Genomic DNA, 24,044 nt, shown 5'->3' with positions numbered 1-24,044 from the left:
GAAATTTAACCTTTAACAGCGGAAGAAATGTCGTTACCCACGAAGTAACGTTGGAAAACCATAAATACAATCAGTGCTGGGATTGTTGACAGGAAAGCCCCCGCCAAGATGAGGTTCCAGTCACCTGCAACGCCATAGGCGTTACGTAAACTCAGCAGACCAACAGGAAGCGTGAACGCGTCAGCTGGGCTGTTAATCACCACAAGCGGCCAGAAGAAGTCGTTCCAAGCACCTTGGAAACCAAGGATGGTGACCGACAAGATGGCTGGCTTCGCCAGTGGCATAAATACCTTCCAAAGAATCACAGCAGGACTTGCGCCATCTACGATTGCGGCTTCTTCCAGCTCTTTCGGAATGTTCTCGAAGAACTGTTTCATGATCAGAACCTGACCCGAAGCGACGACCGCGGTGATGACCGCCCATGGCGTATTCAATAATCCGATATCTTTATAAATCAGATAGTTAGAAATGAAGGTCACTTGACCCGGAATCATCATGCTGAACAACATGAAAGCGAACACAGCACGTGCACCAGTGAACTTCAATCGAGCCAAGGCATAACCCGCAGTACATGCAAAGAACAGGGTAAGAATCACCTTACCAATCGCAATGAAGAACGAGTTGATGGTCCAGCTCATAAATAAGCTCTTACCTGTATCTAGGCTCACCGACTCGGTGTACACGCGAACGTAAGACTTAAATACATAACCAATCACACCCGGCGCTGCGTTATCCCATGCCGCGACACGGCCACGACGTTCCATCTTGCTTGGTGCTAGCGTGCTATCAATCAGCACTTGGCCGCGCGGCGCTTCTACCGTTAGTGGTAACGTTGCAATCTCCGGACCTTGCCCTTGATACTTGATGGAAAACGCCCACGTTTGGCTGTGACCTTGCTTAGTAAGTTCACGACGACCACGCCTCTCAACAAACGTCACGTTGTCGTTAGTGTCTACCAGCACAGGCTCGCTGACTTGCGCGTAATCGGCAGCAAAGTCGGTCACGATAGCCGCAGCCATGCCTGTACCTGGACGACGGCGTGGCACTTCAATCTCTGGCGTTGCCAACTCTTTGCCGTCTTCCACCGCGTAAGTCACGGTGAAGTTCACTTCTGCGCCCGGAGCAAAACCACCGAACATTGGCGCATCGTTACCTTCTTTACCTAGTTGGTAAGCAGCACCCCAGTTGCTTGGTTGAACCTGAGCAAAGTTGAACTTAAATGGCTGCTCTAGTGGGTTATCTTTCAAACTCGCTAAGAAAGCCACCACGAACGTACCTAGCATGATAGTCGCAACCAGTAGCAAAGCACTGTAAACCCAAGCGACTTTTGCCCAGCGACGGCGCGCTTGGAACTTGGAAATCTCTTCCATTGATGCCATAGGTTTCGCATCATCGTGATTCATGGTCGAAACGGGATTAGTCATCTGCCTTCTCCTTCACACCAAAGATTTTCTGCAGATAAACCACTGCCAACGTGATGAATGCCAATACCAATGCTGCTGCACTTGCCATGCCGATTTGTGGCGTACCACCCGGTGGGAAGGCATTGTGGTAAACGTAGTAAGCCAGCGTAATACGTGATTCCAACGGTGCTGCCGAGCCAAGTAGTGCTACTTGGTCAAACATTTGTAGCGTACCGATAATTGAGAAGGTCACGACGACGAACGTCACCGGTGCTAGTTGAGGAATCGTAATGTTCCAGTGTTGTTGCCACTTGTTCGCTCCATCAATGCGCGCCGCTTCGTAAAGCTCACCCGGAATGCCTTGCAAGCCAGCGAGGAACAGCAGCATGAACGTAGGAATCGTGGTGTAGATGTTCTGAATAACAATCGCCCAAAGCGTCAGTGGCATAGGACCTACATGATCCCGTGTGTTTAGCCAGTTAACCTCAACAACATTTTGAGTTACTTCAATCCAACCGATTGCACTTGCGATAACGGTTGCCACGCCAGCTACAATCACGGAGATGATTGCCCAAGCTGGGTCTAACCAACCTACAGGTAAACCCTTAACGCGATCTTTTGTTACAAGAGCAAACTGTGTTGCAATTGCAATAAGTGCGAAGCAACTGATGTGTGGGTAGTGATTGACTACATCCGTTACGAAACCGTTTAGGTAACCATTCTTTTGGTAAAACCAGATAAAGATAAGCGTAACCGCCGCACTCGAAAGAACACTTGGCAGATAAAAAGCGGTTCTAAAGAAACTTTTCGCGCGAATCTTAGAGTTCACTAAGATGGCTAAACCAAGTGCCAACACCGTTTGAACGCAGGTGACGATTAGAGAAAACCAAACTGTATTTGCCAGTGACAGAAGAAATAAATCGTCAGAGAGCAAAGCTTTAAAGTTTGCCAGGCCGACCCAGATTGCGTCGCTAAACAGATCATAATCAGTAAAACTGAAATAGACCGTTCGAACTAATGCATAAAGGAAGAACACCACTAAAGTCAGTACAAATGGCCCAGTAAGGAGCCATCCGTAAACTTGTTGGCGTAAACGTAAAGAGTTCATCGTACGCCCTGTTAGTTAGCTGTCAGCGTTTCGTACTTTGCCTGTGCCATTTTGATCGCTTCTTTTTGCGTCATTTGACCAAGAAGTACAGAGTTCAACGCTTCATTGATTGGTGTCATCCAAGCTGTTCCATGGTCACCAAATGCAAATGGTTCAACATTGCCTTCTAATGCGCCATTAAACACCTGCTTCGCCAGCTCGCTTTCTGCATCCTCAACGTCAAAGAAATCGGAATTGCTCAGTGCCTCACGGCTTGGCAGTGCCAGACCAGAATCTAATACCCACTCTTGCGCTTTTTTACTGGTTAAGATCTCAACCGCTTTTTGCGTTGCCTCTACGTTTTTGCCGTCTGAATTTACGCCCCAAGCAACAGTGAATAATAGGTTGCCACGTTCACCCGTTTTCGGATCGGTTGGCATTAGCGTTGTGCCGTAAGGTAAGTTTGGCGCTTTATCGCGAAGATAACCGCTAATCCAGTTACCTTCGAAAGCTACTGCTGTTTCTTCTGTACCAAAACAGCCTCCCCCCCATCCATGACCAAAGTCAGAGGCTAAAATGCCCACTTTGTCTTCAGAAACAAGGCCGGTATAAAAATTGAATGCGCGCTCAAAGTTCTCGTCAAGAACCGTCATTCCTTGATCATTGAATGGTTTCCAACCCGTCGCTAAGGCGAACGGCGCAAAGCGTGCGTAGTCAGGCATTACACAAAGACCAGAAACTTCATCACCTAACGCATCTTTCACTGCGATAAGTTTTTTACGTAAATCTTCCCAAGAGTCTTGGTCGGTTGGGTAGTCAACGCCTGCATCATCAAAAATGTCTTTGTTGTATTGCAGTGCAATGGTGTTGAAGTCTTTTGCGATGCCGTATTGCTTGCCGTTTAACGTAAATGCGTTATTTAGGCTTGGGATCACACTTGAACTAACGTTGTTTAGTGAGTCATTGTTTGCTGCAACTTTGCCTGAGTTAACTAATGTATTGGCGTTAACCACATCAATATAGAACGCATCAGGTGCAGTACCAGCAGACAACGAGTTAGTAATAAACTGAGAGAAATCGCCTTCTACCGCTAGGTATTTAACGCTAAGGCTCGCTTTTTCAAAGTCGTCCGCTAGCACTTCTTTCACTAAGTTGTTTAGTACTACGACATCATTACCACCCCAACCAGCAATAGTAATTTCCGTTTTCTCAGCAGCATTAGCAGATAGGCTTGCGGCAAGTAGGGACGCTGCCAATATTGTTTTTTTCATGTTGCCCTCAGTACATTCATTTCAAAGTCTGAACGTATTATGCCGCACTTAACGTAAGCGCTTACGTTAAGGTGGTCACAAAAAACTCTCTTACGTACCTGGACGCACTAAAAAAGTGATCAAGATAGCAAAAAAGGTGCATTTTTGACTAAGTTCTTCTCTTTGACATCCTAGAAGTAAACGAATCAATCAGATAAAAGGTTTATACAAAGTTATGCATACGTAAAAATTACTCAAAGGAAGCGTATGCGTAATTGACAAAAGCGCGCACCACCGCCACGAATTGCTATGCCGCTGGATGCGCTGGATGTGGTGGATACACCAAACCACCAATGGGCACTCGACTTTGTAGATGTCTCCCTGAATTACGGAAAACGCTTTCGGACGCTCAATATTCTTGATGAGGCAACACAATAGAAGTAGATACCCGCTTGCCAGCGGGACGTGTGATACGTGTCCTCGAGCAGTTGGAACAAGAGCGCGGCCTTGCCTAAACAGCTGCGAATGGATAACGGCTTTGTTGAACGATTTAATGGCTCATTCCGTCGCGAGTTCTTGAACGTCTATTTGTCTGATTCTCTCGAGCAGGTTCGGGATATGGCATGGGTATGGATGTGTGATTATAACGAAGAGCGAACCCACGAAGGTTTAGGCAATATCCCTCAGGCGGAATACCGGAGAAAACTGGAAACCTCTAGTGATGAGTTGTCTCATCAAATGGGAAGTGGACACGATCTGTTTGACTGAGGATGACAGACAAAAAAAAGAGCATGACCATTGCCATGCTCTTAACCAATGATACTTTATTGTTATGTAGTCTTACCTACTCGCAGCGATACAGGAACCACCGACCCTACAGGCTGCCCACCAAGCATGGCTTGCTCTAGCATACTAGCGACTCTTGCCGCAATTTTGTCTGTATCTTGAACAATAGTTGTCAACTCTCGTGAAATACCTGGCAGGTCATCGTATCCCACTACTGAAAAGTCTTTAGGTAAGGAATACCCACGATCTTTCAACGCCGCAATGACACCTAGTGCAGTCTCATCACACTCACAAACAAAACCTTGATAACTTTCAAGCGCTGATTTCTCTAATTGAATAAAGTAGCGGTATGCGGCAATTTCACCCAACGGATCTGACCCCGTTCGAAGCTCTCGTACAGGTAAGGCATTACTCGCCATCACTGACATGTAGCCTTGATGTCTAAACTGATAACCGTCGCCGTAATTCGTTGGAGTCACAAAGCAAATGTCTGTTAAGCCTTTACCTACAAGGTGTTGCGCAGCTTCGCGGCCACCATTGAAATCATCTGGAGCAACCCAAAAAGAGCCTTCACTCATGCCGATACAAACATAAGGTAAGTCCATTTCTTTGCAAGTTTCAATGCGCGGATCGTTGTGGGTAATACCAAGTAAAATAGCGCCACCAACCTGCTCTAAATCCACTTCACCAAAGCTTACAGGCAATAAGTTGCGTCCAGAGTTACGGATTGAAGCAGACAATGAAGGCCATAGCATACCGAGGTAACGAGAGGCGTAAAAATCGTGCGGACCGAGTGAAATTGCGATGGTATTTTTGTGACTACCAGTCAATTCACGAGCAGACGTGCTTGGTACATAACCCAATTCTTTACATATATCGAGAATCTTTTTACGCGTTTTTTCGCTGATCCCCGGTTTGTTATTTAAAGCTCGACTAACAGAAGCGATTGATACACCTGCGATTTTTGCAGCTTCGTGTATCGTAGCTTTTTTAAATTCAGCACCCATTTTAGATGTAGTCACCGTATACTCCTATCCCGCCTGCAGTGCCAGCGTAAGTATTTACGTCAACTGTGTCAATCAATTCCCACAGTACGAGTAAAATTACGTAAATAAAATTGTGCTGATTTATCAACAAGAAAGCTTAATTCAGCAGACCTGTGATGTGCCAGATTGAACTTGTACGACGCTTGATGGTCTCTAATTTAACTATAACTTTTGTGCAATCCTTCCAGCCCAATCCTAAATTGATTCGCTAGGAATACCTGTCGATTGTCCTTCTACTCACTTAGGGTGAGATATATCAATACGCTTTTCGAACCAAACATGGTATCCATCTCTTGTGCTGACAATCCCATAGACATTATCAATACGCCTCTTTTGATTCGAGAAAGCAGTTCTTTCCAATTGCGCGTATCAATCTGCCGTATACATTTTGTGGAGATCCATTCACTCAGTCCTGTTACATAAACGTCGAGTAAGTCATTCAAATGACCATTTCGCTCCATGACAACACAACGAATCATTGAATGCCGAAGTAGATGAATATTCCTACAAGAGTTTGCCTTGAATTGAACACTCTGATGGCCTCTGAAATCGAGCATCTTCAGGTTGCTTGATGAAATGGTCTCCTCCCGCCCCATACGGCGTCATTAAAAATGCGCCAAGATAGAGTTACTAAGCACTATCTAAGTCGGACAGGAGAAGACCATGAAGAATTGTAAGGTGATTGGCGTTGATTTAGCAAAGAACAGCTTTTATTTATTTGGGCTCAACCATCAAGGTAAGCCTATCGGCAGGAAAAAATTCAGCCGAACCCAGTTTTCACATTTTTCTCCCAGCAAATGCCGGCGGTGGTTGCCATGGAAGCGTGTGCCTCAGCGCACCATTGGGGGCGAGAAATTCGAAAGTTAGGGCACGATGTTCAGTTGTTGCCACCTCAGCACGTAAAAGGTTACTTACGAGGTCAAAAAAATGATTACAACGATGCGAGAAAAATCGTAGAAGCCAGCCTCCATGGTGCCATCCGCCAAGTTTCAATTAAAAACTTAGCTCAGCAAGATGAACAGAGTTTTTTACAAATGCGCAGGCATTTATCGACAGAGCGTACTCGCTTAATCAACCATATCAGAGGGTTGATGGCGGAATATGGGGTTGTTTTACCTATAGGCAGTCAAGTTTTAAGGCAGATGCTCCCCCATATTCTAGAAAATACAGAGGAGGGTTTAACGGATTATTTCAAGCAATTACTTCGTCGTCAGCAGGTTAGGTTGATAAGCCTTGATGAAGAATTAGCTTGGTATGATGAACAACTAAAGTATGCCGTTAAACAAGATGAAACGTGTCAGCAATTAATGACGCTGCCAGACTTTGGCCCTGTGGTGAGTTACGCAGTGAAAGCTTGGATAGCAGAAGGCAAGCAATACAAACGGGGACGAGATGCTTTAGCGGCACAAAGGTTAGTACCAAGGCAATTCAGTACGGGAGGTCGCGAGGTGCTACTAGGAATAACCAAACGCGGAGACAAAAACCTGCGGTCTTTGGTTATTCATGGCGCCCAGGCGGTGGTGAGCCAAGCAAAAACAAAGACGGATAGGCTGAGTCTTTGGATTAATCATTTAGTGCTGACGCGAGGGTTCAATAAAGCGACAGTGGCGCTGGAAAACAAACTCGATGTCTTGCAAAAAGGGAGGAGACCATATATGCGTATAGATCTTAAAAGAAACTGATCGGCAAATAGAAATCGAGTTCAAACCTTTCATCGTCTTCAATGAAATGATTCTTTCGGTAATGCACGTATGCGGGCGTCGAGCCTAGTTTAAACCCCGAAGCGGGCAGCCACTGCTCAAGCACTTTGCTTATTTGTGGCAACAATTCGCCATAAACGCCTTTAAGTGGAAACACGGCGTGCAATCCCCCCGGTACCACCAACTGATTCACAACACCGCGCACTTTTATGGGCTTATCAATGGCAATGCAGGCAACGTATCGGCATTTGTCTAACTCGACCCATGCAGGATTGGAGTGATGTAAGCCAAACTGAACGGACGAATCTCGACCTTCGCTGTCAGCCCACGCCATGAGCACGCGCCATGCGTTTTTAATTGAACGGTTATATCCCACATGGCGAACATAAGCCGCGAATCGCTCCGGGACTTCCTCAATTTTCGGTTGAGGTAAGCTAATTGCCGATACCCGTTCATACCCCGCCGACACGTCGGGATCTTTTAAGTAAGGCTTGTCTGAGTTTTCCATATCGTGCTTTCGCCACTCGCCAGGCGCAACTTGAAACGTTGCTTTGAATGCGCGACTGAACGAAGACACCGAGCTAAAACCGCATTTGCTGGCAATATCGACCACAGAGGAGTGAGTATCAAACATCAGTTGGTTTGCCGCATATTCCATGCGGGTACGGCGGATGTATTGATGAATCGACTCCCCCACGACTCGCTTGAAAATACGGTGAAAATGCTGCTCAGAATACGCCGCCACATCGGCAAGCGATTTTGCAGGAAGATCGCGACCAATATCTTGGTGAATGTAGTAGAGCACATCATTGATGCGGGAAATATGTTGCTGGCTCATTCGAAGAAATAGCATAAATGGACATATCGAACAGCATAAATGGACATGCCAAAAAACACAATGCGATGTAATATTCGCTGATAGCTCACTCATTTCATCGTTCAGGTACAGATATGGAAATCGCAACAGCGCTCCAGCAAATCCCATCTTCATACATTCGAGAGATTCTCGCCGCAGCGTCTGACAAAAATGTCATCTCCCTTGCGGGTGGATTGCCTGATGAAAAAACCTTTCCCATCGATTTAATGAAAGCCACGCTTGAAAGCCTGTCCGACATGCCAGAAGTGTTTCAATACGGCGCGACAGCAGGTTATGGGCCTTTGCTCGACTACCTCAATTCATACTTTGCTCTGCCTGAGAGTCACATGGCGATGGTTTGCACAGGGTCACAACAAGGGTTGGACTTGATTGCACGTGCCTATGTTAATCCGGGTGACAAAGTTGTCATGGAAGCGCCAAGCTATTTGGGCGCGATGCAGGTGTTTGGCTTGGTGCAAGCCGACATGGTGACTGTGCCTCAAACCGAGTTTGGGCCAGATCTGACGGCGCTTGAAACCTGCTTTGCAGAGCAATCTCCGAAGATGTTCTACGCCGTGCCTGATTTCCATAACCCAACAGGGGTATGTTGGTCATTGGAAACGCGACAACAGGTCGCTGAATTGTGCGTGAAATACAATGTCGCTTTGATTGAAGATGCCCCGTATCGCGAACTGCGTTTTTCCGGTGATGCGCTCCCGTTGGTGTCTGAATTCTGCCCGCAGCACTCTATCGTGCTTCGCTCTTTCTCAAAGATTGCCTCGCCAGGACTTCGTATTGGTGTGGTAACGGGCAAACGAAGCTATATCGAGCCGATGGTGAAAGTAAAACAAGGCGCGGATCTGCATTCAAGTGTGCCAATGCAAGCCTTGCTTCTTGGGCTGCTCGAACACCCAGCTTTCGACCAACACATTGATACGATTCGCTCGCTGTACAAATCTCGCTATGAAACCTTGTTTAGTGAATTGCAGCAAAAACTGCCTGCGGGTTGTGAATTGAACGCGGTTGATGGCGGCATGTTTGTATGGGTATCTCTGCCAGCATGCGATACCTTCGCCTTGGCAAAATCCCTGCTAAGCAATGGCGTTGCTGTTGTACCAAGCCCAGTGTTCTATCCGAAACCTGAAAGTGCGAAAGCAGCACTTCGTTTGAACTTCACTAACGCGACCAATGAAGAACTGGCAGAGGCCGTGACGCGTTTAGCACAAGGGTTAAACGAACAGCTTAGTGCGACCAGTGCGCAAGAGAGTGTGTTGGCTTAACGCTGACGTCTTGTTTCCGTCCCCCTTCTCGGCAAACGGCGAGTATAAAAAAGGGCATCACCGATAACGGTGATGCCCTTTTTTGATTTCTGATGGCTTGCTGATGGCCTTCTTAACAATGACTGATAGTTTGCTTATCGTCGCCTATTGGCCTTCGATGATGTCAGCCACGGCTTCCATTTCCATCGATGTCGCAGCTTCAAGCTCAGCCATTGTTTCATCTGCACACGCATACGCGTTGCCAAACATGGTCACAGAGCTTGAGAAACCAAATGGTTGATACAAGTACAACACGTTGCCACCATTTGCTGCTGCTTTCGCACGCATTTGGTTCAACGTTCCCCATACCATGTCTTTGTCTGCATGAAGCCAGTAATCATAGAAGTGACCTTCCGAGCCGATCACTGTCCCTTTATGCTCACATCCTTGAATCGCATTTACATCATCCCAAATCACTTTAACTTGTTCTGATTCCTGAGTCGGGAATGTCACACAACCCGATAGTAGTGCTGCTGAAGCCAATGCTGCACATAGCGATAGTTTGTTCATTTAAGGCAAGTCTCTGAGTATCAAGGGCGCGAATTTTATCCTGCGTTGGTGCAAAAGCAAGCGAAATATCGGGTGACGAGTTCCCGTTCTATTACTTGCCAAAGGGCGACAGGAAGAACGCCACTGCCTTAAAGCACTAACGCTTTGAATGTTAGATGCCGCGCAACTTAGCCAACCCCCTGCTCACTCTTCAACTGACACATTTAATTGAACAAAATCTCCCCACTCAAACGCCCATGCGATCAAAATCAAGTCTCGTTTTATGAACGTCATGGTACATTCTAGCCAGATAAACTAGACAAGAATGGCGTGTTGCGTGCCGATAAGTAAAGGGCGGTAGCGTGAGAAGGTTTTGCCCCAAAGTGAGTTTGAAAAATCGACAGTTGGCTTTTCAGGCATTCCCAGGTGCCATACTTTTTGTAATCTGAACCGCACACTCCCTGAATTAAGAGGGTGCTTTTGCCCTTGGTGCAATAAAGGCCTACATGTTAGGCGGGCATAATACGGGCATCATGCCCGAACTTGATGAATTCTCACGCCCAATAATGTGCGATACTGCATGCTTCTATGCCTATACACATAGGTGGAGTATTTTCCCTCTTAGTCAGTGTGTTAGCCCGTGATATGGGCTTGTTTTCAACGGTCATCAATCACCTGTAGGGAAGTGGTGTTTGGTAAGACCAACGCCACAAGAAAAGCTGGAACAGGCTTATTAGGCCCTTGTACTCGACGTTTAAAACGATACGCGTTTTTTAGCATCGTTCAGGGCGTTGAGATAACTTCGATTCAGGCGTGTTATACTGGAATCTCGCTGGTACGCGGTGTCAGGATAATTTATCGAGAGCTCGAGCGCGGTATTGGAACTAAAAGAGTTGTGGCTTTCTGGTGACCGCGTTTAATGATTAACTGAAGAAAAGAACGCCGACGATTGGCCAGCGTTTTTCATGTCATTAATTTTCTACAATCAAACTATCAAATGGTTGCCCTTGCGGATTTTGACCGCTGTACATCGTCTTCAAAACACGTTCAGCATTTTTCCCCCACGCACCATCAAAGCCAAATCCACTAAAATGATTGTTCAAGCCTAAAGCATGTGCAAACTCATGGGTCGCAACAGCTTGTGGCGCAGTTGCACTGCAGGTGATCAGCCCGTTATTGGCGCCAGTAACACTGTCTAAATTTACCCATGTAAATTTATGATCTTTACCCCATTTAGCTGCAGGGTATTTAATGCCGTAGTCAGTTGCAGAAACGATATGGGATGTGATGTTGTACGAATACGGTGCAACAGAGACAGTTCCCTGACTACAGAAACCACTCATTAAGCCAATTGAAGTACCTTGGCTTAGTATGAATCCCCAATCGGTATCTAAACTGGATAGGTCGATGTTATTGGGGTCAGAGATGTCAATATTAACCACGCCTTTGCGCTCAAACATCTGATAGCCCACTAAACCCTCGATATAATCCATGGTCGCAACGAAACGTGGATCAATCTTGTCTCGATAGTAAACAGGGATCAGTGTTCCTTCGACAAATCGCGTTAACCCGGGGTTTTGCGGTGCTTCGGAGCCATCATCAAAGCAATATATGCCAGAGTTGCAGTTATCTGGGTAGAAGTTGTCAATCACACCCCAAGTATTGCCTCCGATATTATTTTCACACAAGCCACCTTCAGCTTGGTTTGTACATTTTACTGCACTCGCCACCTGTTCATCGGTGTAGCCTTTACTTTCGTTACCACTATCACCACATCCAGCGACGGCAAAAATCGACAATGCGAGTGTTGAGATTTTTAGTTTATTTATACTCAAGATGTTACCAACCAATCTGCAAAAAAACGGCTGATTATAAGTGGTTAGCCTTCTTGAACAATTGATTATTGTCAGTACTAAAATCGTTTGCACAAACAATAAACTGATTTCGAAGCATGTTTGTACAGGACGTTGAGAACACAAGATTTGAAGTGCATTCTCGTTCGAAATTCTTGTGGGTTGTCGTGCATTTTCCCCTAAGGTTGTTGGGTGGGCGTAAAGCAAAAGCTCGCACCAAAAAGTTGATGGAGTTGTAACTGGGTGAGCCAGTGAAAAGCCACACGCACTCTCGCATGTGGCCTCCAGACTTCCATAAGGAAGATGCTTTTGATGGTGTTATTTGAATAGCCACCGATTCATTAGATACATGTGAGACTTTTTTCACAAACTCAACTTATCTGAACAGCATGGCTTAGAGCACCAACGCCAACTCACTTTTGTCCAAAAGCAGCCTAGGCCGCCTCTCCATCACCTATCGAATATGCTCATCCAATAGGCCTGCTATCAATCTCCTACTCACCGACTCCCTTCCCCATATAACCCCATAACTAGGCGCTTGATCACCAAAAAAACAGAGCCGACATTTGCCGGCTCTGTTTATTGCCACTGTTAACCACTACAACAGCGATGCTAAGTGTTCAGAGAACTCAGGGGTACGCAGGTAGCCGTATGATTTATGTTCGTTGTTTGGGTAATCATTGCAGACCAAATGATCTTTCACCCCAATGTGGGTGCTGTTACGGCTGTAGTCATCGGCAAGGTGGGTATCAATACACACGTAGTCACCTGGGTCTGAGAAATTCGCCCAAGAGTTTGTCACACAAGATGGGGTACGAAGTTGGTTTAGATGGTTCAGCATATTACCTTGTACTGCCGCCATGCCAAGTGGCGACCCCATGGTGATAAAGTGATCAAGCTGATAGCCCGTTTTACCCAGATCGCGCAGTACTTCATAAGACACAATAGTGCCCATGGAATGGGAAATGAGAATGACTTCGTCGTTGCGATGCTTTTTCAGTATATCTTCAAGCCGCTTGTCCACGCTGTTGCGAAAAGCAGGTTGACTATAGTACTTGCCCAAGTCTTCTAGCAGATTCTTGGCGACACTTCGCGCCAGCCCTGAAAACACGCCGCTGTATTCTTCAACGTTATCAATCACCCCTTCAATCCAATTGCCGGACAACGTTCTTATTCGGTCAAGGAAGCCCTTTTTGTATCGCTTGATCGCGCCTGATTCTGCTTTTTTATAGGGTTCGGTGTTATTAGCATCATCCACAGGGCCACTTGTATAATGCAAATCAGCGTAATACGCCATTTCGACTTGGGTGTCGCCCAGTGACGTCAGCGCCGTATTCGCTCTTAATCCCTCGTTGATGGCTTCAATCCAGCTGTCTTTTAATGTCGCTGGCGCGGGCTTATTTGAGCGCCCGTGAATCAATACAATTACCTTTGCCATTTTCATCACCTTTCATTCTATTTCTTGGTATGCCATCAGAGGGTAGATTGGCATGGGAAGACAAGCTGTATACATACCGCTACAAACGCTGAGAAAAATTCTCGACATAGAACCCAGAAGAAATAGGAACAAATGAAAAAGCACTAAACGAATTGAGATGAAGGCTGATTGATGAGAGGTTAAATAGAGGAATTTGTACGTTGAGGAAAAGAAGGTTCCCCTGCCAGCCGACATAATATCGAACGTGCAGAGGAACAAATTTTAACAACAAGGAGTAAACGTTTTATGTCTGTTGGACATGTGCCTTACGCACGTTAGTTACATTGCAAACCCCTTGCCACTTTATTATCTAATTGTTTTATAAATAGTTTAATCGTCCCCAACGAAAATTTCGATGTGCCAAGCCCTTTTGTTGTGCAAGGTTTGCACTCTTGTATCACGCGATATCAATCAAGGCGCGGTGTTGCTCGCTAAATACTCGCGCCAGCTGCCATAGTGCGAGATATCACGGCCACCCGTTGCGCCCGCTTCTTCACAAATAAACCCTGTCACCCACGAGCCATCCTCCAACTCCACTTTGCCCAGCCCGAGCGGATGAGGAATACCTGCGAGGAAATCTCCAAGCCGAGACATTGGCATCTCCCAAAGCTCCAGTTCGATTCTGTTTCCGCCCTTGTTTTTTCTCACCATACCCGGACGTTTAGGTCCTTCGCCCTCTAAGGCAAAGAATTGATAACGTGCCGCACTGCGCTTCTTCTCCAAAAATGACGCCTGACGACTCACCAATTGATGATTGAGCGGCAAGCCATTCATGTGCGCGCCGCACACGGCAATCACAATGGATTCTGGTACGCCATCACTCACCTTGAATGCTGAGCCTTCCGAATACGCCTTTGCCAAAGCCAGTAATCTTGGCTCTGTTCCCTTATCGGAAAACAGGGTGATCCCGAACGGCATGGCGTCAGTGTCATCGTCTGCAGGAATGGCGATGGCGGCGTAATCCAGCAGGTTCATAAAATTGGTATAAAAGCCGAGGTTCGTGTTCAGTTGGATTGGGTCTTCAAGCATCTCTGCAATGGTATAAATGCTCCCCGCCGTTGGCGTTAAAACAGCATCCACCGACTGCAAAATCGCATCGCATCGTTTTTTTAGTGCCTGCAATTCATATTGTGCATTGAAAGCATCCACCGCCGTCAATGAACGTGCTCCCCCTACAATGGCTTGAATCGCCGGATCGCAGTGGGTTTCATGATCATCGAAAAACTCTTGAATCGCTGCATAGCGCTCTGCCACCCAAGGGCCGTGATACAACAATGCTGCCGCTTCCAAGAATGGGCTGAAATCTAGCTCGACCAATTCCGCGCCTAACGATTCACATTTTGCTTTGCTCGCTGAGAATCGGTGCATGTAATTGTCATTGCCGAAGAACTCAAGTTGGCTTTCCCGCGGCACCCCAATTCGAGGCGCGTCAAACGCCGACATGCTGGCTGCGGCATCGCTGTCAGAAAAATCACGAGCATAGCTGTCAGACGGATCGTATTGCCCTGCAATCGGCAACAAGTAATCAATGTCATCCACCGAATGGGCAAATAAGGTGATGCAATCAAGTGTTCGGCATGCAGGCACCAGACCGCGACAGCTAATTCTGCCAATGCTGGCTTTCATGCCCACTAAACGGTTAAACGCGGCGGGAATACGCCCAGACCCTGCCGTGTCCGTGCCTAGCGAGAACAACACTTGTTTTAGCGCTACCGACACCGCGCTGCCCGCGCTTGAGCCACCAGAAATGTATTCTGGGTCAATGCTATTTTTACACGCCCCGTATGGGCTTCGTGTTCCGTTAAGTCCGGTCGCAAACTGGTCGAGGTTCGTTTTACCGATCGGCACAGCACCCGCGTCGATCAATGCTTGCACCACAAACGCTGAACGCCCCGGTGAATAGGCAAATTGCTTACAACCCGCCGTGGTAGGAAGCCCCAGCAAATCGATGTTGTCTTTTATGGCAAACGGCACGCCGTATAGTGGTTTCGTCAAAGGGCTGCTGTTTTTCAGTGCCTTTAGATAGCCGTCTAGCTGCGCTTCGCTGATCACTGAAATCCAGCAATGGTTAGCGTCGGATTGCGCGGATTTCCATTGCTGACGCAAATAATCGTCTGGCGTGATGTCGCCTTCTCGGTAAGCATCCAACAGGGATTGAATTGATGAGAATTCCATTAGATCTGCTCCATAATTAACAACGTTTGACCTGCACGAACTTGTTCGCCTTCTTGTTTGGCAAATTGAACCACTCGACCGGATTCGGTCGCTGTTACTTCGATTTCCATTTTCATGGACTCAACAATGAGTAGAGGCTGCCCTACCTCAATCGTGTCGCCAGGAGACACCAGTAATTGCCAGACATTTCCGGCGAGTTGGCTGGAAACCACGAACTGCCCCGCTTCCAGCACCTCATCGTCCGCACTTTGCTCTGCCACCGTTTCGGCGACAAAGTTCGCTTCACCACTTTCTTCCCAACGTTGACGCTCTTCGTCAAAGGCTTGTTGCTGTGATGATTTGAACGCCGAAATGGTCTCTTTTTCTTGCTCAAGCATGGCTTCGTATTCAGCAAGGCTGAATTGCGTTTCTTCGATGCGAACGTCGAACTGACCTCGCGGAAAATCGCGACGAATATCGGTGAGTTCATCGTGCGAAACGGGGTAAAAGCGGATTTGGTCGAAGAAGCGCAACAGCCAAGGTTTGCTAAAGGCTTTGCCCTTGCCATAGCGGTTCCACATTTGGAGTGTGCGGCCCATTAACTGATAGCCGCCCGGCCCTTCCATGCCATAAACACACATATACGCCCCACCAATACCAACGGCATTTTCCGGCGTCCATGTGCGGGCAGGGTTATATTTGGTGGTGACCAATCGATGACGGGGATCCATCGGCGTAGCAACAGGTGCGCCAAGGTAGACATCGCCTAGCCCCATCACCAAATAGCTCGCATCAAACACGATGTTCTTCACCTGCTCGATGCTTTCAAGCCCGTTAATACGACGAATGAACTCGATGTTATTCGGGCTCCACGGCGCGTTTTTGCGCACCACTTCGTCATATTTGCGCATCGCCATTTGAATGGAAGGATCATCCCACGACAACGGAAGGTGAACGACCCGCGACGGCACGGTAAGCTGTGAAATATCCCCAATCGCTGCTTCGGCGCGCTCAAGGATCGCTAGCATGTCCTGACATGATGACTGCAAGTTGTCGTAATGCACCTGCAGTGAACGAATGCCTGGCGTGAGTTCTTTGATCGCCGCAACGCCCATGTTTTCGAGCGTCATCATGAGTGCGTGAACGCGAAAACGCAGTCGGATATCCAGCATTTGAGGGCCGTATTCGACAAGCAAGAAATCTTCTCCACTCGGTCGATACACCACATCTTCGCCATATTGCTCGGCGGCGAGGGTTTTAAGAATCGGTGTGCTCGGCATGGAATGCGCCAGACCCAATTCGTGAGATGCCAGTTGCGAAATACCCACACTCTGGTGCTTTTCCGCATCTTCAGCGTCCATCATAGAAACAGGCTGAAAGCGCACTTTGTCGCCCGCTTTCAGTTGCCCCATCTTCCACAAATCGGCTTTGATGATGGTGGCAGGACACACAAAACCACCCAGACTTGGGCCATCAGGCCCCAAGATCACGGGCATGTCTCCAGTGAAATCGACCGTGCCCACGGCATAGGCATTGTCATGTATGTTTGATGGGTGAAGCCCAGCTTCTCCACCGTCAGTGCGCGCCCATTCCGGCTTAGGACCAATCAGGCGAACGCCCGTTCGGCTTGAGTTAAAATGCACTTCCCAATCGGCGTCAAAGAAGGCTGAAATGTCGTTCGCGGTAAAGAAATCTGGCGCACCATGTGGGCCATAGATCACGCGCAGTGTATGAATCATCCCCATATCAGGGCGTTCCATGGTGCGCGCGGAAAGGCTTTTGTCGAAATTGGCTGCATTGAGATGAAGCACATCACCCGCCATCAGCGCACGCCCTGCGTGTCCACCGAACTTGCCCAAGGTGAACGTAGAGCGGCTTCCTAGATATTCAGGGCAATTGAAGCCTTCTTTGATCAACAAGTAGGCTCGCGCTCCCGCGCCTGACATGGCACCAAGTGCCAGCGTGTCACCTTTCTTGATGTCGATCACCGTCCACATCGGCGCGTGTTCTCCATTCACTTGAACAGCAATATCCGCCCCAGTGATGGCAATTTGTGTCGGCTGGTTAAATCGCAATGACGGGCCATTGGCAATGATCTCCAACCCTGCACAGGTTTCTTCGTTTTCCAGCAATTGGTTTCCAAGACGGAAGCTTAAACTGTCCATCGGCCCAGAAGGCGGAATGCCCACGTGCCAATAGCCGCTTCGTGCAGGAAAATCTTGAATGGTGGTTTGTGTGCCACTCGACAGTACATCAACGGTTAACGGCTGGTAATCAAACGATGCAAGGCTGGCAGTCAGCACTTCGCCGTTTTTCACCATCGGCTCTACGGCAAGTTGCGCCAAATACGCAAGGTTGGTTTCGATACCGTACAACTGTGTTTGGTCGAGTAAGTCAGCGATGTCATCCAGTGCCGTTTCACGGTCATCGGCATGTACCATCACTTTGGCGATCATGGGGTCGAAAAATGGGCTAACTTCCACGCCGGATTCTACCCATGTATCTATTCGAATAGTGCTGCCATTGTCTTGTGTCGCCACCTGATTCGCTTCAATGCCGTATGGAAATGCCAGCGACGTGATCAACCCAGTCGAGGGCTGGAATTGTCGATTAGGATCTTCGGCATAGAGACGGAATTGAATTGCATGACCGCGACTTGGGGCGCTTTTCGCTTCTATCCAGCTCGCATGAAATTCTCCCGCACCGATTTCCACCATCAGCTTGACGATATCAATGCCAAAAATCATTTCTGTCACGCCATGCTCTACTTGCAGGCGTGTGTTCACTTCAAGGAAGTAAAACTGTTGGGTGGATTGATCAAGAATGAACTCGACGGTGCCAGCACTGCGATAGTTCACGGAAGCGGCCAATTGAATTGCAGTCTCTTGCAGCGCTTGGCGTGTGTTTTCATCCAGATTCGGGGCTGGCGTTTCTTCCATGACTTTTTGGTTGCGACGTTGTGCCGAGCAGTCACGTTCGCCAAGGGCAATCACATTCCCTTCGCCATCTCCTATCACTTGTACTTCAATGTGGCGTGCTGCGGTGATGAATTTTTCCATGAACAAGCCGCTATGGCTAAAATTGGCTTCACCGAGGCGTTTTACTGCGTCAAACGCTTCTTTCAGTTGGTCGGCATTTTCACAAAAACGCATGCCGATCCCACCGCCACCCGCGGTGCTTTTCAACATAATGGGATAACCCATTACCTCTGCACTTGAGAGTGCTTCTTCAATGCTTGAAAGCAAGCCTGTGCCGGGCAGCAATGGCACGTTTGCGTGTTCTGCAAGTTCTCGCGCCGTGTGCTTTAATCCAAATTGATTGATCTGATGCGGTGTTGGGCCAAGAAACACCACGTTCTCGCGTTCACACGCTGCCACGAAATCTGGGTTTTCACTTAAAAAACCGTAACCGGGATGAATCGCTTCTGCGCCACTTTCTTTGGCGATGCGAATCACCTTGTCCATGTTGAGATACGTCTCAGCGGCACTTCCTTCACCCAGACTAAATGCCTCGGTCGCGTTTCGCGTGTGCAAGCTGGCGGCATCGTCTTCGTGATAAACCGCCACACTCGCGATACCCATCGCATCTAACGTGCGGATGATCCGACATGCAATCGCTCCGCGGTTTGCAATCAACACTTTTTTAAACATAAATTCTGTCTTCAATTCGTTGGGTCGTCCCACATTAAGACTGAAGGTGTATCGCCATCACTGAACCAGTGTCAGTTAGCGCTAGGGTCGTCCCTCACCTTTATGACTCGTTAACTTTGCTTATGCCGCGTTCCATACCGCGACTTCAATCGGGGTCGGGTTGTACGCGTTGCAAGGGTTGTTCAACTGAGGGCAGTTCGATACCAAGACGAGCACATCCATTTTGGCTTCAAGCTCGACGTATTTGCCCGGCGCACTGATGCCATCAGCAAACGTCAGCCCGCCTTCCGCAGTTACGGGCACGTTCATAAAGAAGTTGATGTTATGGCTGATATCTCGCTTGGTGAGGCCATATTCAGGGTTCTCGGCAACCGCCAGCAACCATGAATCTCGACATGCATGCATACAGCGTTTTTCGTGGGCGTAACGTACCGTGTTACTTTCGGTAGAACATGCGCCGCCTAAGGTGTCGTGACGACCACAGGTATCCGCGACAATGTCGAGCATGGGATTAGCCAAATTCGAGATCAGCACAGACTCTGCGGTTAAGTAGGCATTGCCTTGTTCACGCAGGGTATCCATGGCGCTGTAACGCTCGGTCGGGTTACTGGCGTTATAGAACAGCGTATCTGCGGCTTGGTTGCCTTCGAGATCGGTGATACGAACACGCTCGCCTTTTTTGACGATTTTCAGGTAGTAGTCGCCCGCATCGACAGTGTCACGAGAAACGGCGTTATCAAGGGTGAGTTCACTTTCTTTAATCATCTTATGCTCCTTAATAGAGGGTGCTTAACCGAGGCTGACAGGCTGATATTGGCGAGTGTTGGTAAACCCACGTCGGTTTTCATCGCAGTGGTTTAAGCAGGCGTCGTCGGCAGACACAGGCGCAGACTTCACCATTTCGACATCAACAGGATCTCTAGGATAGGTGGCAGCTTTGTTCATGGGATGCGGGCAGGTGCTAAACAGAACAATGGTGTCCATTTCAAAGCGTAATTCAACGACAGCGCCGGGGTTGCTTCGTCCCTGCACGAAAGAGAGCTTTCCTTCGTCGGTGGTTTCAACTTTGCTGAACACGTTAAGGGTGGCCGCTAAGTCTCGTAATCCAAGACCAAACTTCGCCATTTCCACCAGCATGGCGTCATGGCCGTTTTGTAGCCAGTCGTTGCGATGCGTTTGATAGTCGCGCACGCCCCATGCTTTCTCTACCTGGGCTTTGTGACTCAGGCCGCCGACACTGTCTATCCAACCGGTATCGTCTTTCACGATGGAGCAAAAAATACGCCCCATGTCGGAATACACACAGTGGCCTTGCGTCAGCTTGAATGTGTGCTGGCATTTGAGCGTATCAGGCAAGTTGATGCGCTCTAGGGGGTTACGAGGGTTGAAGAACAATAAGCTCGTGTTCGCTCCCCCTTCAATGTCTGTCAATCGAAGGGTGTAACCCGCGGGCACTTCTAATCCACCGTGTTGACCACCTACATATCGGTGGTAAAACAAACTCTTTAGTTCCATGTTTATGTTCTCCTTACTGTTTACTCGCGTAGCGGTCATGTTTAAGCGACGCTTTTCTCGTTGGCCTGCTGCTTGGCCTGCAAGCTGGCTATTAACGCGTCTTGGCCACCGGAATTCAGTGGAATATCAAACGTGACTTGCGAGCCAAAGCGTTCTGGCTCTTGAGGATCAAAGCGTGGCTTGTCAAACACCCAAAGCCGCGACCCCAACTTAAAGCCTTCATGTAAGTCATGCGTGATCATGAAAATGGTGAGCTTTTGCTCCTGCCATATCTGATTGATCAATGCGTGCATGTCTTTGCGAATACCTGGGTCAAGTGCGCCAAAGGGTTCATCCAAAAGCAAAATGCGCGGCTTCTTCATCAATGCTTGCGCAATCGCCAAGCGTTGCTGCATTCCGCCTGACATTTCTGCCGGATATTTGTCAGCCGCATGGGCAAGCCCGAGCTTTTCCAATTGCGCCATGGCTTTGTCTTTCAACGCGGCTCTGCCACTGCCCCAGACTTTGCCGGTTAAACGGCTCAGTTCGAGTTCATCAGCGACCATGATGTTCTGAAGCGCAGTCATGTGTGGAAACACGGAGTATTTCTGAAACACGATGCCTCGCTCAGGGCCGGGTTCAGAACTGAGTGGTTGTCCATCCAGCAACAATTGGCCACGCGACGGCGCTTGCGTGCCCAACAGCATGTTGAGAAACGTTGATTTCCCGCACCCTGACGTTCCCAAAATACTGATGAATTCGCCCGCCATCACTTGGATGTTAAGACGCTCAATCACCACATGGCTGCCGTACTCTTTCCACAGACCTTTTGCTTCGATGATCGGTGTCTCTGATTGGCTCGACGGCGCGCCTTTTTCATTTAATTCCATTAAGACTTCCCTCCCTGTGCGTGAAACCACGGGTAACGATTGGCAGACAGCTTCTGTAGCGCCCAATCCATCAGGAACGCCAAAATCGTTATCCAAAGCACGTAAGGCAAAATGACATCCATCGCCAAGTAACGACGAATCAAGAAGATGCGATACCCCAATCCTTCTGTTGCAGCAATGGCTTCCGCTGCAATCAAGAACAGCCAAGCGCTACCTAAGGTGAGGCGAACCGCTTCTATCAATCTCGGCATCACTTGTGGCAACACAACGCGAACCATGAGGGTCCATGAGTTTGCGCCCAAGGTTTGGGCTTTGATGATTTGCTCGCTTGGAAGGCTTTCGGTACGAAGTTGGAGGTCGCGTATCATCATTGGCGTAATACCAATGATGATCAGTGCGACTTTTGACAACTCACCTAAGCCCAAAGCAATAAACAAGATGGGCAATATCGCCATCGGCGGGATCAGTGACAAAGCGCGCACCACGGGTGACATCGGCGCTCGCACGTAAGGGATCATGCCATTTGCCACACCCAAGGTTAAAGCCAGCAACGCACTAATACCCACGCCGAGACACAGGCGCTGCAAGCTCGCCCATGTGTCGGCCCAAAGCAGGTATTCGCCGGTTCTTTTGCTCGGCTCGAATGCCATGCGATCAATGGCAGCGGCGAAGCTATCGAACGAAGGAAGCAGCTTGTCATTTGGGTTGATCGCCAGTCTCGCGTCTGACGCTATCAAGTAACCGACAATCAACAGAACAAACGGCAAACACGCCAGAATTGTTCGTCCAAATGCAGATGGCTTTCGGTTAATAATCCGAGTCATAAAGCCACCTTACAGCGCGTTATCTGCTGCCATTTGCATGTATTCAGGGTTGAATCTGAGGGTGATATTTTGCTCGTCACCATACACACCTGAAGGGGTTTCAATACCAATGAAGCCAGCGTCTGGCGCACCATCACCGAGCAAGCCGTGTTCGAACGAGAATTCAGCCACTTTTGCCATTGTCTCTTTCAGCGCCGCGGATTCAGTGAAGGCAACGGCCTCTGAAGGTTGGTAGAACATCTTGGTCGAAGCCAGTTGGTCTTTATAACCCGCCAGATCGGTCCCAGAGGCTTCAGCCATAAACATCAAGGCTTTCTCGCCTGCTTCGTCGTCTTTCTGCATGGTCGCCATGATCTCGTACCACGCACCAGTGAGTGCTTTCCCTAACGCAGGGTTTTGCGCCAACGTGTCGCTGTTCACGACCAGCAAATCGATGATCTCACCCGGGATTTTTGAGGAATCAAACACCATGTTTGCGCTTGGCATCTTGGTGATTTCAGCCAACAGTGGGTTCCATGTCGTCACTGCGGTTACATCTTCCGTCGCAAACGCCGGAACCAAGTCAGCGTCAGCGGTATTCACCACGGTCACGTCGCGCTCGGTCATATCGACGGTTTCTAGCGCACGAGCCAACAAGTAGTGCGACACACTGAGTTCAACGAGATTCACACGCTGGCCTTTAATATCCGCGAGTTTATCGGTGCTTTTAAGCACAATGCCGTCATTGCCGTTTGAAAAGTCGCCGACGATCAAGGCCGTTGAATCCACGCCACTGGCAGCAGGAATCGTCAATGCATCCATGTTGGTCATGACGGTGGCATCGAATGAGCCCGCGGTATATTGGTTGATGGATTCGATGTAATCATTCACCTGAACCACATCAATATTGACGTCGTACTTGTCGCCCCATTTTTTAATGATCCCTGCATTGTTGCCGTAATCCCACGGCATCCATCCCACGTAGATTGACCACGCTAAACGAAAAGTGGGTTTGTCTTCTGCCGTAACGGGGGTTGATAAAAATGAGACGGACAATGCGGTCGCTAACACTAAACGGGACATTGTCTTTCGCGTTGACGTGATGTTGCGGAGTATTGAAGAGAACTTTTTCATAATTACCTCTACCTTGAGTTTCACAAACTGACGGAGCCAAAGAGATATCTGCGTTCATCTCCCGGGCTTTTATCCCTCCGTGTGACCTCTGGTGAGGTTGACAGCTCTCGGACCAGTCACTGTTACCTTGTTGATGTGTAAACCAACACACGTTGGAATATTCTTCAGAAGGAAAAAGCCGGAACCCTAGTTGTCTATTTCAAATTGTATTAATAGCAGTGGGTGATTAGCGATCATTTCGTTTCACCCCGAGTTTCAATCAACGATAGCGATTACACTGCTGTCGCCGATACATCTTTGGCTCGCTATTAATAAATGTATTAGCAATGACCTTGCCAATTCTTCACCTCATTGAATTAATTGGATTTATAGGCATCCGTACGCTATCGAATCCCATCTTTTGCTCCGATATTGTGCATGGCTTGCACTGAAATAACCCTTTGCCGCACGTACAAAAAGCACAAGAAAATCAAGTGACGCGCTGGAATATTCTGTGAAGAAGAGAACGCTACGCTGTCTCTGATATATAAAATTCAGGTGAGAAGTGAATGCTGGAAACAATGAGACAAAAGGTAGATATGAAGAAAAAGAAGGTTCCTCTGCCAACCGACATGATATCAAACGTGCAGAGGAACAAATTTTAACAGCAAGGA

At 48.2% G+C, this 24,044-nt stretch carries 17 protein-coding genes, 1 pseudogene and 1 riboswitch; of the genes and pseudogenes, 3 read left to right on the top strand and 15 right to left on the bottom strand.

From position 1 onward, the window contains the following. Window positions 1–5 precede the first annotated feature (5 nt). From Q365_RS0104280 to Q365_RS0104270, 3 genes are read right to left on the bottom strand one after another with little or no spacing between them, the layout of a single operon-like run. Complete coding sequence (locus Q365_RS0104280) at window positions 6–1,424, bottom strand: carbohydrate ABC transporter permease (protein WP_028022185.1); 1,419 nt, start codon at window positions 1,422–1,424, stop codon at window positions 6–8. Next, window positions 1,417–2,511 (bottom strand): carbohydrate ABC transporter permease, encoded by a 1,095-nt coding sequence (locus Q365_RS0104275; protein ID WP_028022184.1) that lies wholly within the window; start codon window positions 2,509–2,511, stop codon window positions 1,417–1,419. The genes Q365_RS0104280 and Q365_RS0104275 overlap by 8 nt, the downstream gene beginning before the upstream one ends. An 11-nt stretch (window positions 2,512–2,522) precedes the next feature. Beyond that, entirely contained in the window at window positions 2,523–3,761 is a 1,239-nt protein-coding gene (locus tag Q365_RS0104270) for an extracellular solute-binding protein (RefSeq protein ID WP_028022183.1), read from the bottom strand. A 261-nt stretch (window positions 3,762–4,022) separates the two neighbouring features. On the opposite strand from Q365_RS0104270, the pseudogene Q365_RS27100 reads away from it, so the two are divergent. After that, window positions 4,023–4,508 (top strand): annotated as a pseudogene (locus Q365_RS27100) (integrase core domain-containing protein); the annotation flags it as partial. Window positions 4,509–4,570: 62 nt separating this feature from the next. Here the strand turns inward: Q365_RS27100 and Q365_RS0104260 are convergent. Then, the gene (locus tag Q365_RS0104260) at window positions 4,571–5,548 is read right to left on the bottom strand and encodes a LacI family DNA-binding transcriptional regulator (RefSeq protein WP_028022181.1); all 978 of its coding nucleotides are present in this window, start codon (window positions 5,546–5,548) and stop codon (window positions 4,571–4,573) included. Between the two features lie 839 nt (window positions 5,549–6,387). Here Q365_RS0104260 and Q365_RS25400 point away from each other — a divergent pair. Next, on the top strand, window positions 6,388–7,254 hold the full coding sequence (locus tag Q365_RS25400; protein WP_245621493.1) for an IS110 family RNA-guided transposase: 867 nt from the start codon (window positions 6,388–6,390) through the stop codon (window positions 7,252–7,254). Here the strand turns inward: Q365_RS25400 and Q365_RS0104245 are convergent. After that, entirely contained in the window at window positions 7,241–8,110 is an 870-nt protein-coding gene (locus tag Q365_RS0104245) for an AraC family transcriptional regulator (protein ID WP_028022179.1), read from the bottom strand. The two genes, Q365_RS25400 and Q365_RS0104245, sit on opposite strands and share 14 nt — an antisense overlap. Window positions 8,111–8,223: 113 nt before the next feature. On the opposite strand from Q365_RS0104245, the gene Q365_RS0104240 reads away from it, so the two are divergent. Next, window positions 8,224–9,408: an aminotransferase-like domain-containing protein gene (locus Q365_RS0104240; RefSeq protein WP_028022178.1), complete on the top strand. Its 1,185-nt coding sequence runs from the start codon at window positions 8,224–8,226 to the stop codon at window positions 9,406–9,408. Between the two features lie 144 nt (window positions 9,409–9,552). Here Q365_RS0104240 and Q365_RS0104235 read toward each other — a convergent pair whose 3' ends face one another. From Q365_RS0104235 to Q365_RS0104185, 10 genes are all read right to left on the bottom strand, one after another. After that, window positions 9,553–9,957 (bottom strand): DUF4156 domain-containing protein, encoded by a 405-nt coding sequence (locus Q365_RS0104235; protein ID WP_028022177.1) that lies wholly within the window; start codon window positions 9,955–9,957, stop codon window positions 9,553–9,555. A gap of 950 nt (window positions 9,958–10,907) precedes the next feature. Next, on the bottom strand, window positions 10,908–11,771 hold the full coding sequence (locus Q365_RS0104225; RefSeq protein ID WP_155858981.1) for a zinc metalloprotease: 864 nt from the start codon (window positions 11,769–11,771) through the stop codon (window positions 10,908–10,910). A 616-nt stretch (window positions 11,772–12,387) separates the two neighbouring features. After that, the gene (locus tag Q365_RS0104220) at window positions 12,388–13,227 is read right to left on the bottom strand and encodes an esterase/lipase family protein (protein ID WP_028022175.1); all 840 of its coding nucleotides are present in this window, start codon (window positions 13,225–13,227) and stop codon (window positions 12,388–12,390) included. Window positions 13,228–13,677: 450 nt separating this feature from the next. Continuing rightward, complete coding sequence (gene atzF, locus Q365_RS0104215; protein ID WP_028022174.1) at window positions 13,678–15,441, bottom strand: allophanate hydrolase; 1,764 nt, start codon at window positions 15,439–15,441, stop codon at window positions 13,678–13,680. Next, on the bottom strand, window positions 15,441–19,070 hold the full coding sequence (gene uca, locus Q365_RS0104210; RefSeq protein ID WP_028022173.1) for an urea carboxylase: 3,630 nt from the start codon (window positions 19,068–19,070) through the stop codon (window positions 15,441–15,443). Before uca ends, atzF begins: the two co-directional genes overlap by 1 nt. A 120-nt stretch (window positions 19,071–19,190) precedes the next feature. Further along, a complete protein-coding gene (locus Q365_RS0104205; RefSeq protein ID WP_028022172.1) occupies window positions 19,191–19,835 on the bottom strand; it encodes an urea amidolyase associated protein UAAP2 in 645 nt (214 codons plus the stop codon). A 24-nt stretch (window positions 19,836–19,859) separates the two neighbouring features. Continuing rightward, a complete protein-coding gene (locus Q365_RS0104200) occupies window positions 19,860–20,585 on the bottom strand; it encodes an urea amidolyase associated protein UAAP1 (protein WP_028022171.1) in 726 nt (241 codons plus the stop codon). A 41-nt stretch (window positions 20,586–20,626) separates the two neighbouring features. After that, the gene (locus Q365_RS0104195) at window positions 20,627–21,454 is read right to left on the bottom strand and encodes an ABC transporter ATP-binding protein (RefSeq protein ID WP_051563726.1); all 828 of its coding nucleotides are present in this window, start codon (window positions 21,452–21,454) and stop codon (window positions 20,627–20,629) included. Beyond that, window positions 21,454–22,278 carry an ABC transporter permease gene (locus Q365_RS0104190; RefSeq protein ID WP_028022169.1) on the bottom strand — a complete coding sequence of 275 codons (825 nt, stop codon included), beginning with the start codon at window positions 22,276–22,278 and terminating at the stop codon, window positions 21,454–21,456. The genes Q365_RS0104195 and Q365_RS0104190 overlap by 1 nt, the downstream gene beginning before the upstream one ends. A gap of 9 nt (window positions 22,279–22,287) precedes the next feature. Beyond that, entirely contained in the window at window positions 22,288–23,391 is a 1,104-nt protein-coding gene (locus Q365_RS0104185; RefSeq protein WP_028022168.1) for a putative urea ABC transporter substrate-binding protein, read from the bottom strand. Between the two features lie 56 nt (window positions 23,392–23,447). Then, a riboswitch (guanidine-I (ykkC/yxkD leader) is annotated at window positions 23,448–23,592 on the bottom strand. Window positions 23,593–24,044 lie beyond the last annotated feature (452 nt).

Origin of the sequence: Enterovibrio calviensis DSM 14347 (assembly GCF_000621165.1) — a bacterium.
Classification (GTDB): domain Bacteria; phylum Pseudomonadota; class Gammaproteobacteria; order Enterobacterales; family Vibrionaceae; genus Enterovibrio; species Enterovibrio calviensis.
The sequence above is the reverse complement of the archived record's forward strand: the minus strand, read 5'-3'. Positions and strand labels throughout refer to the sequence as shown.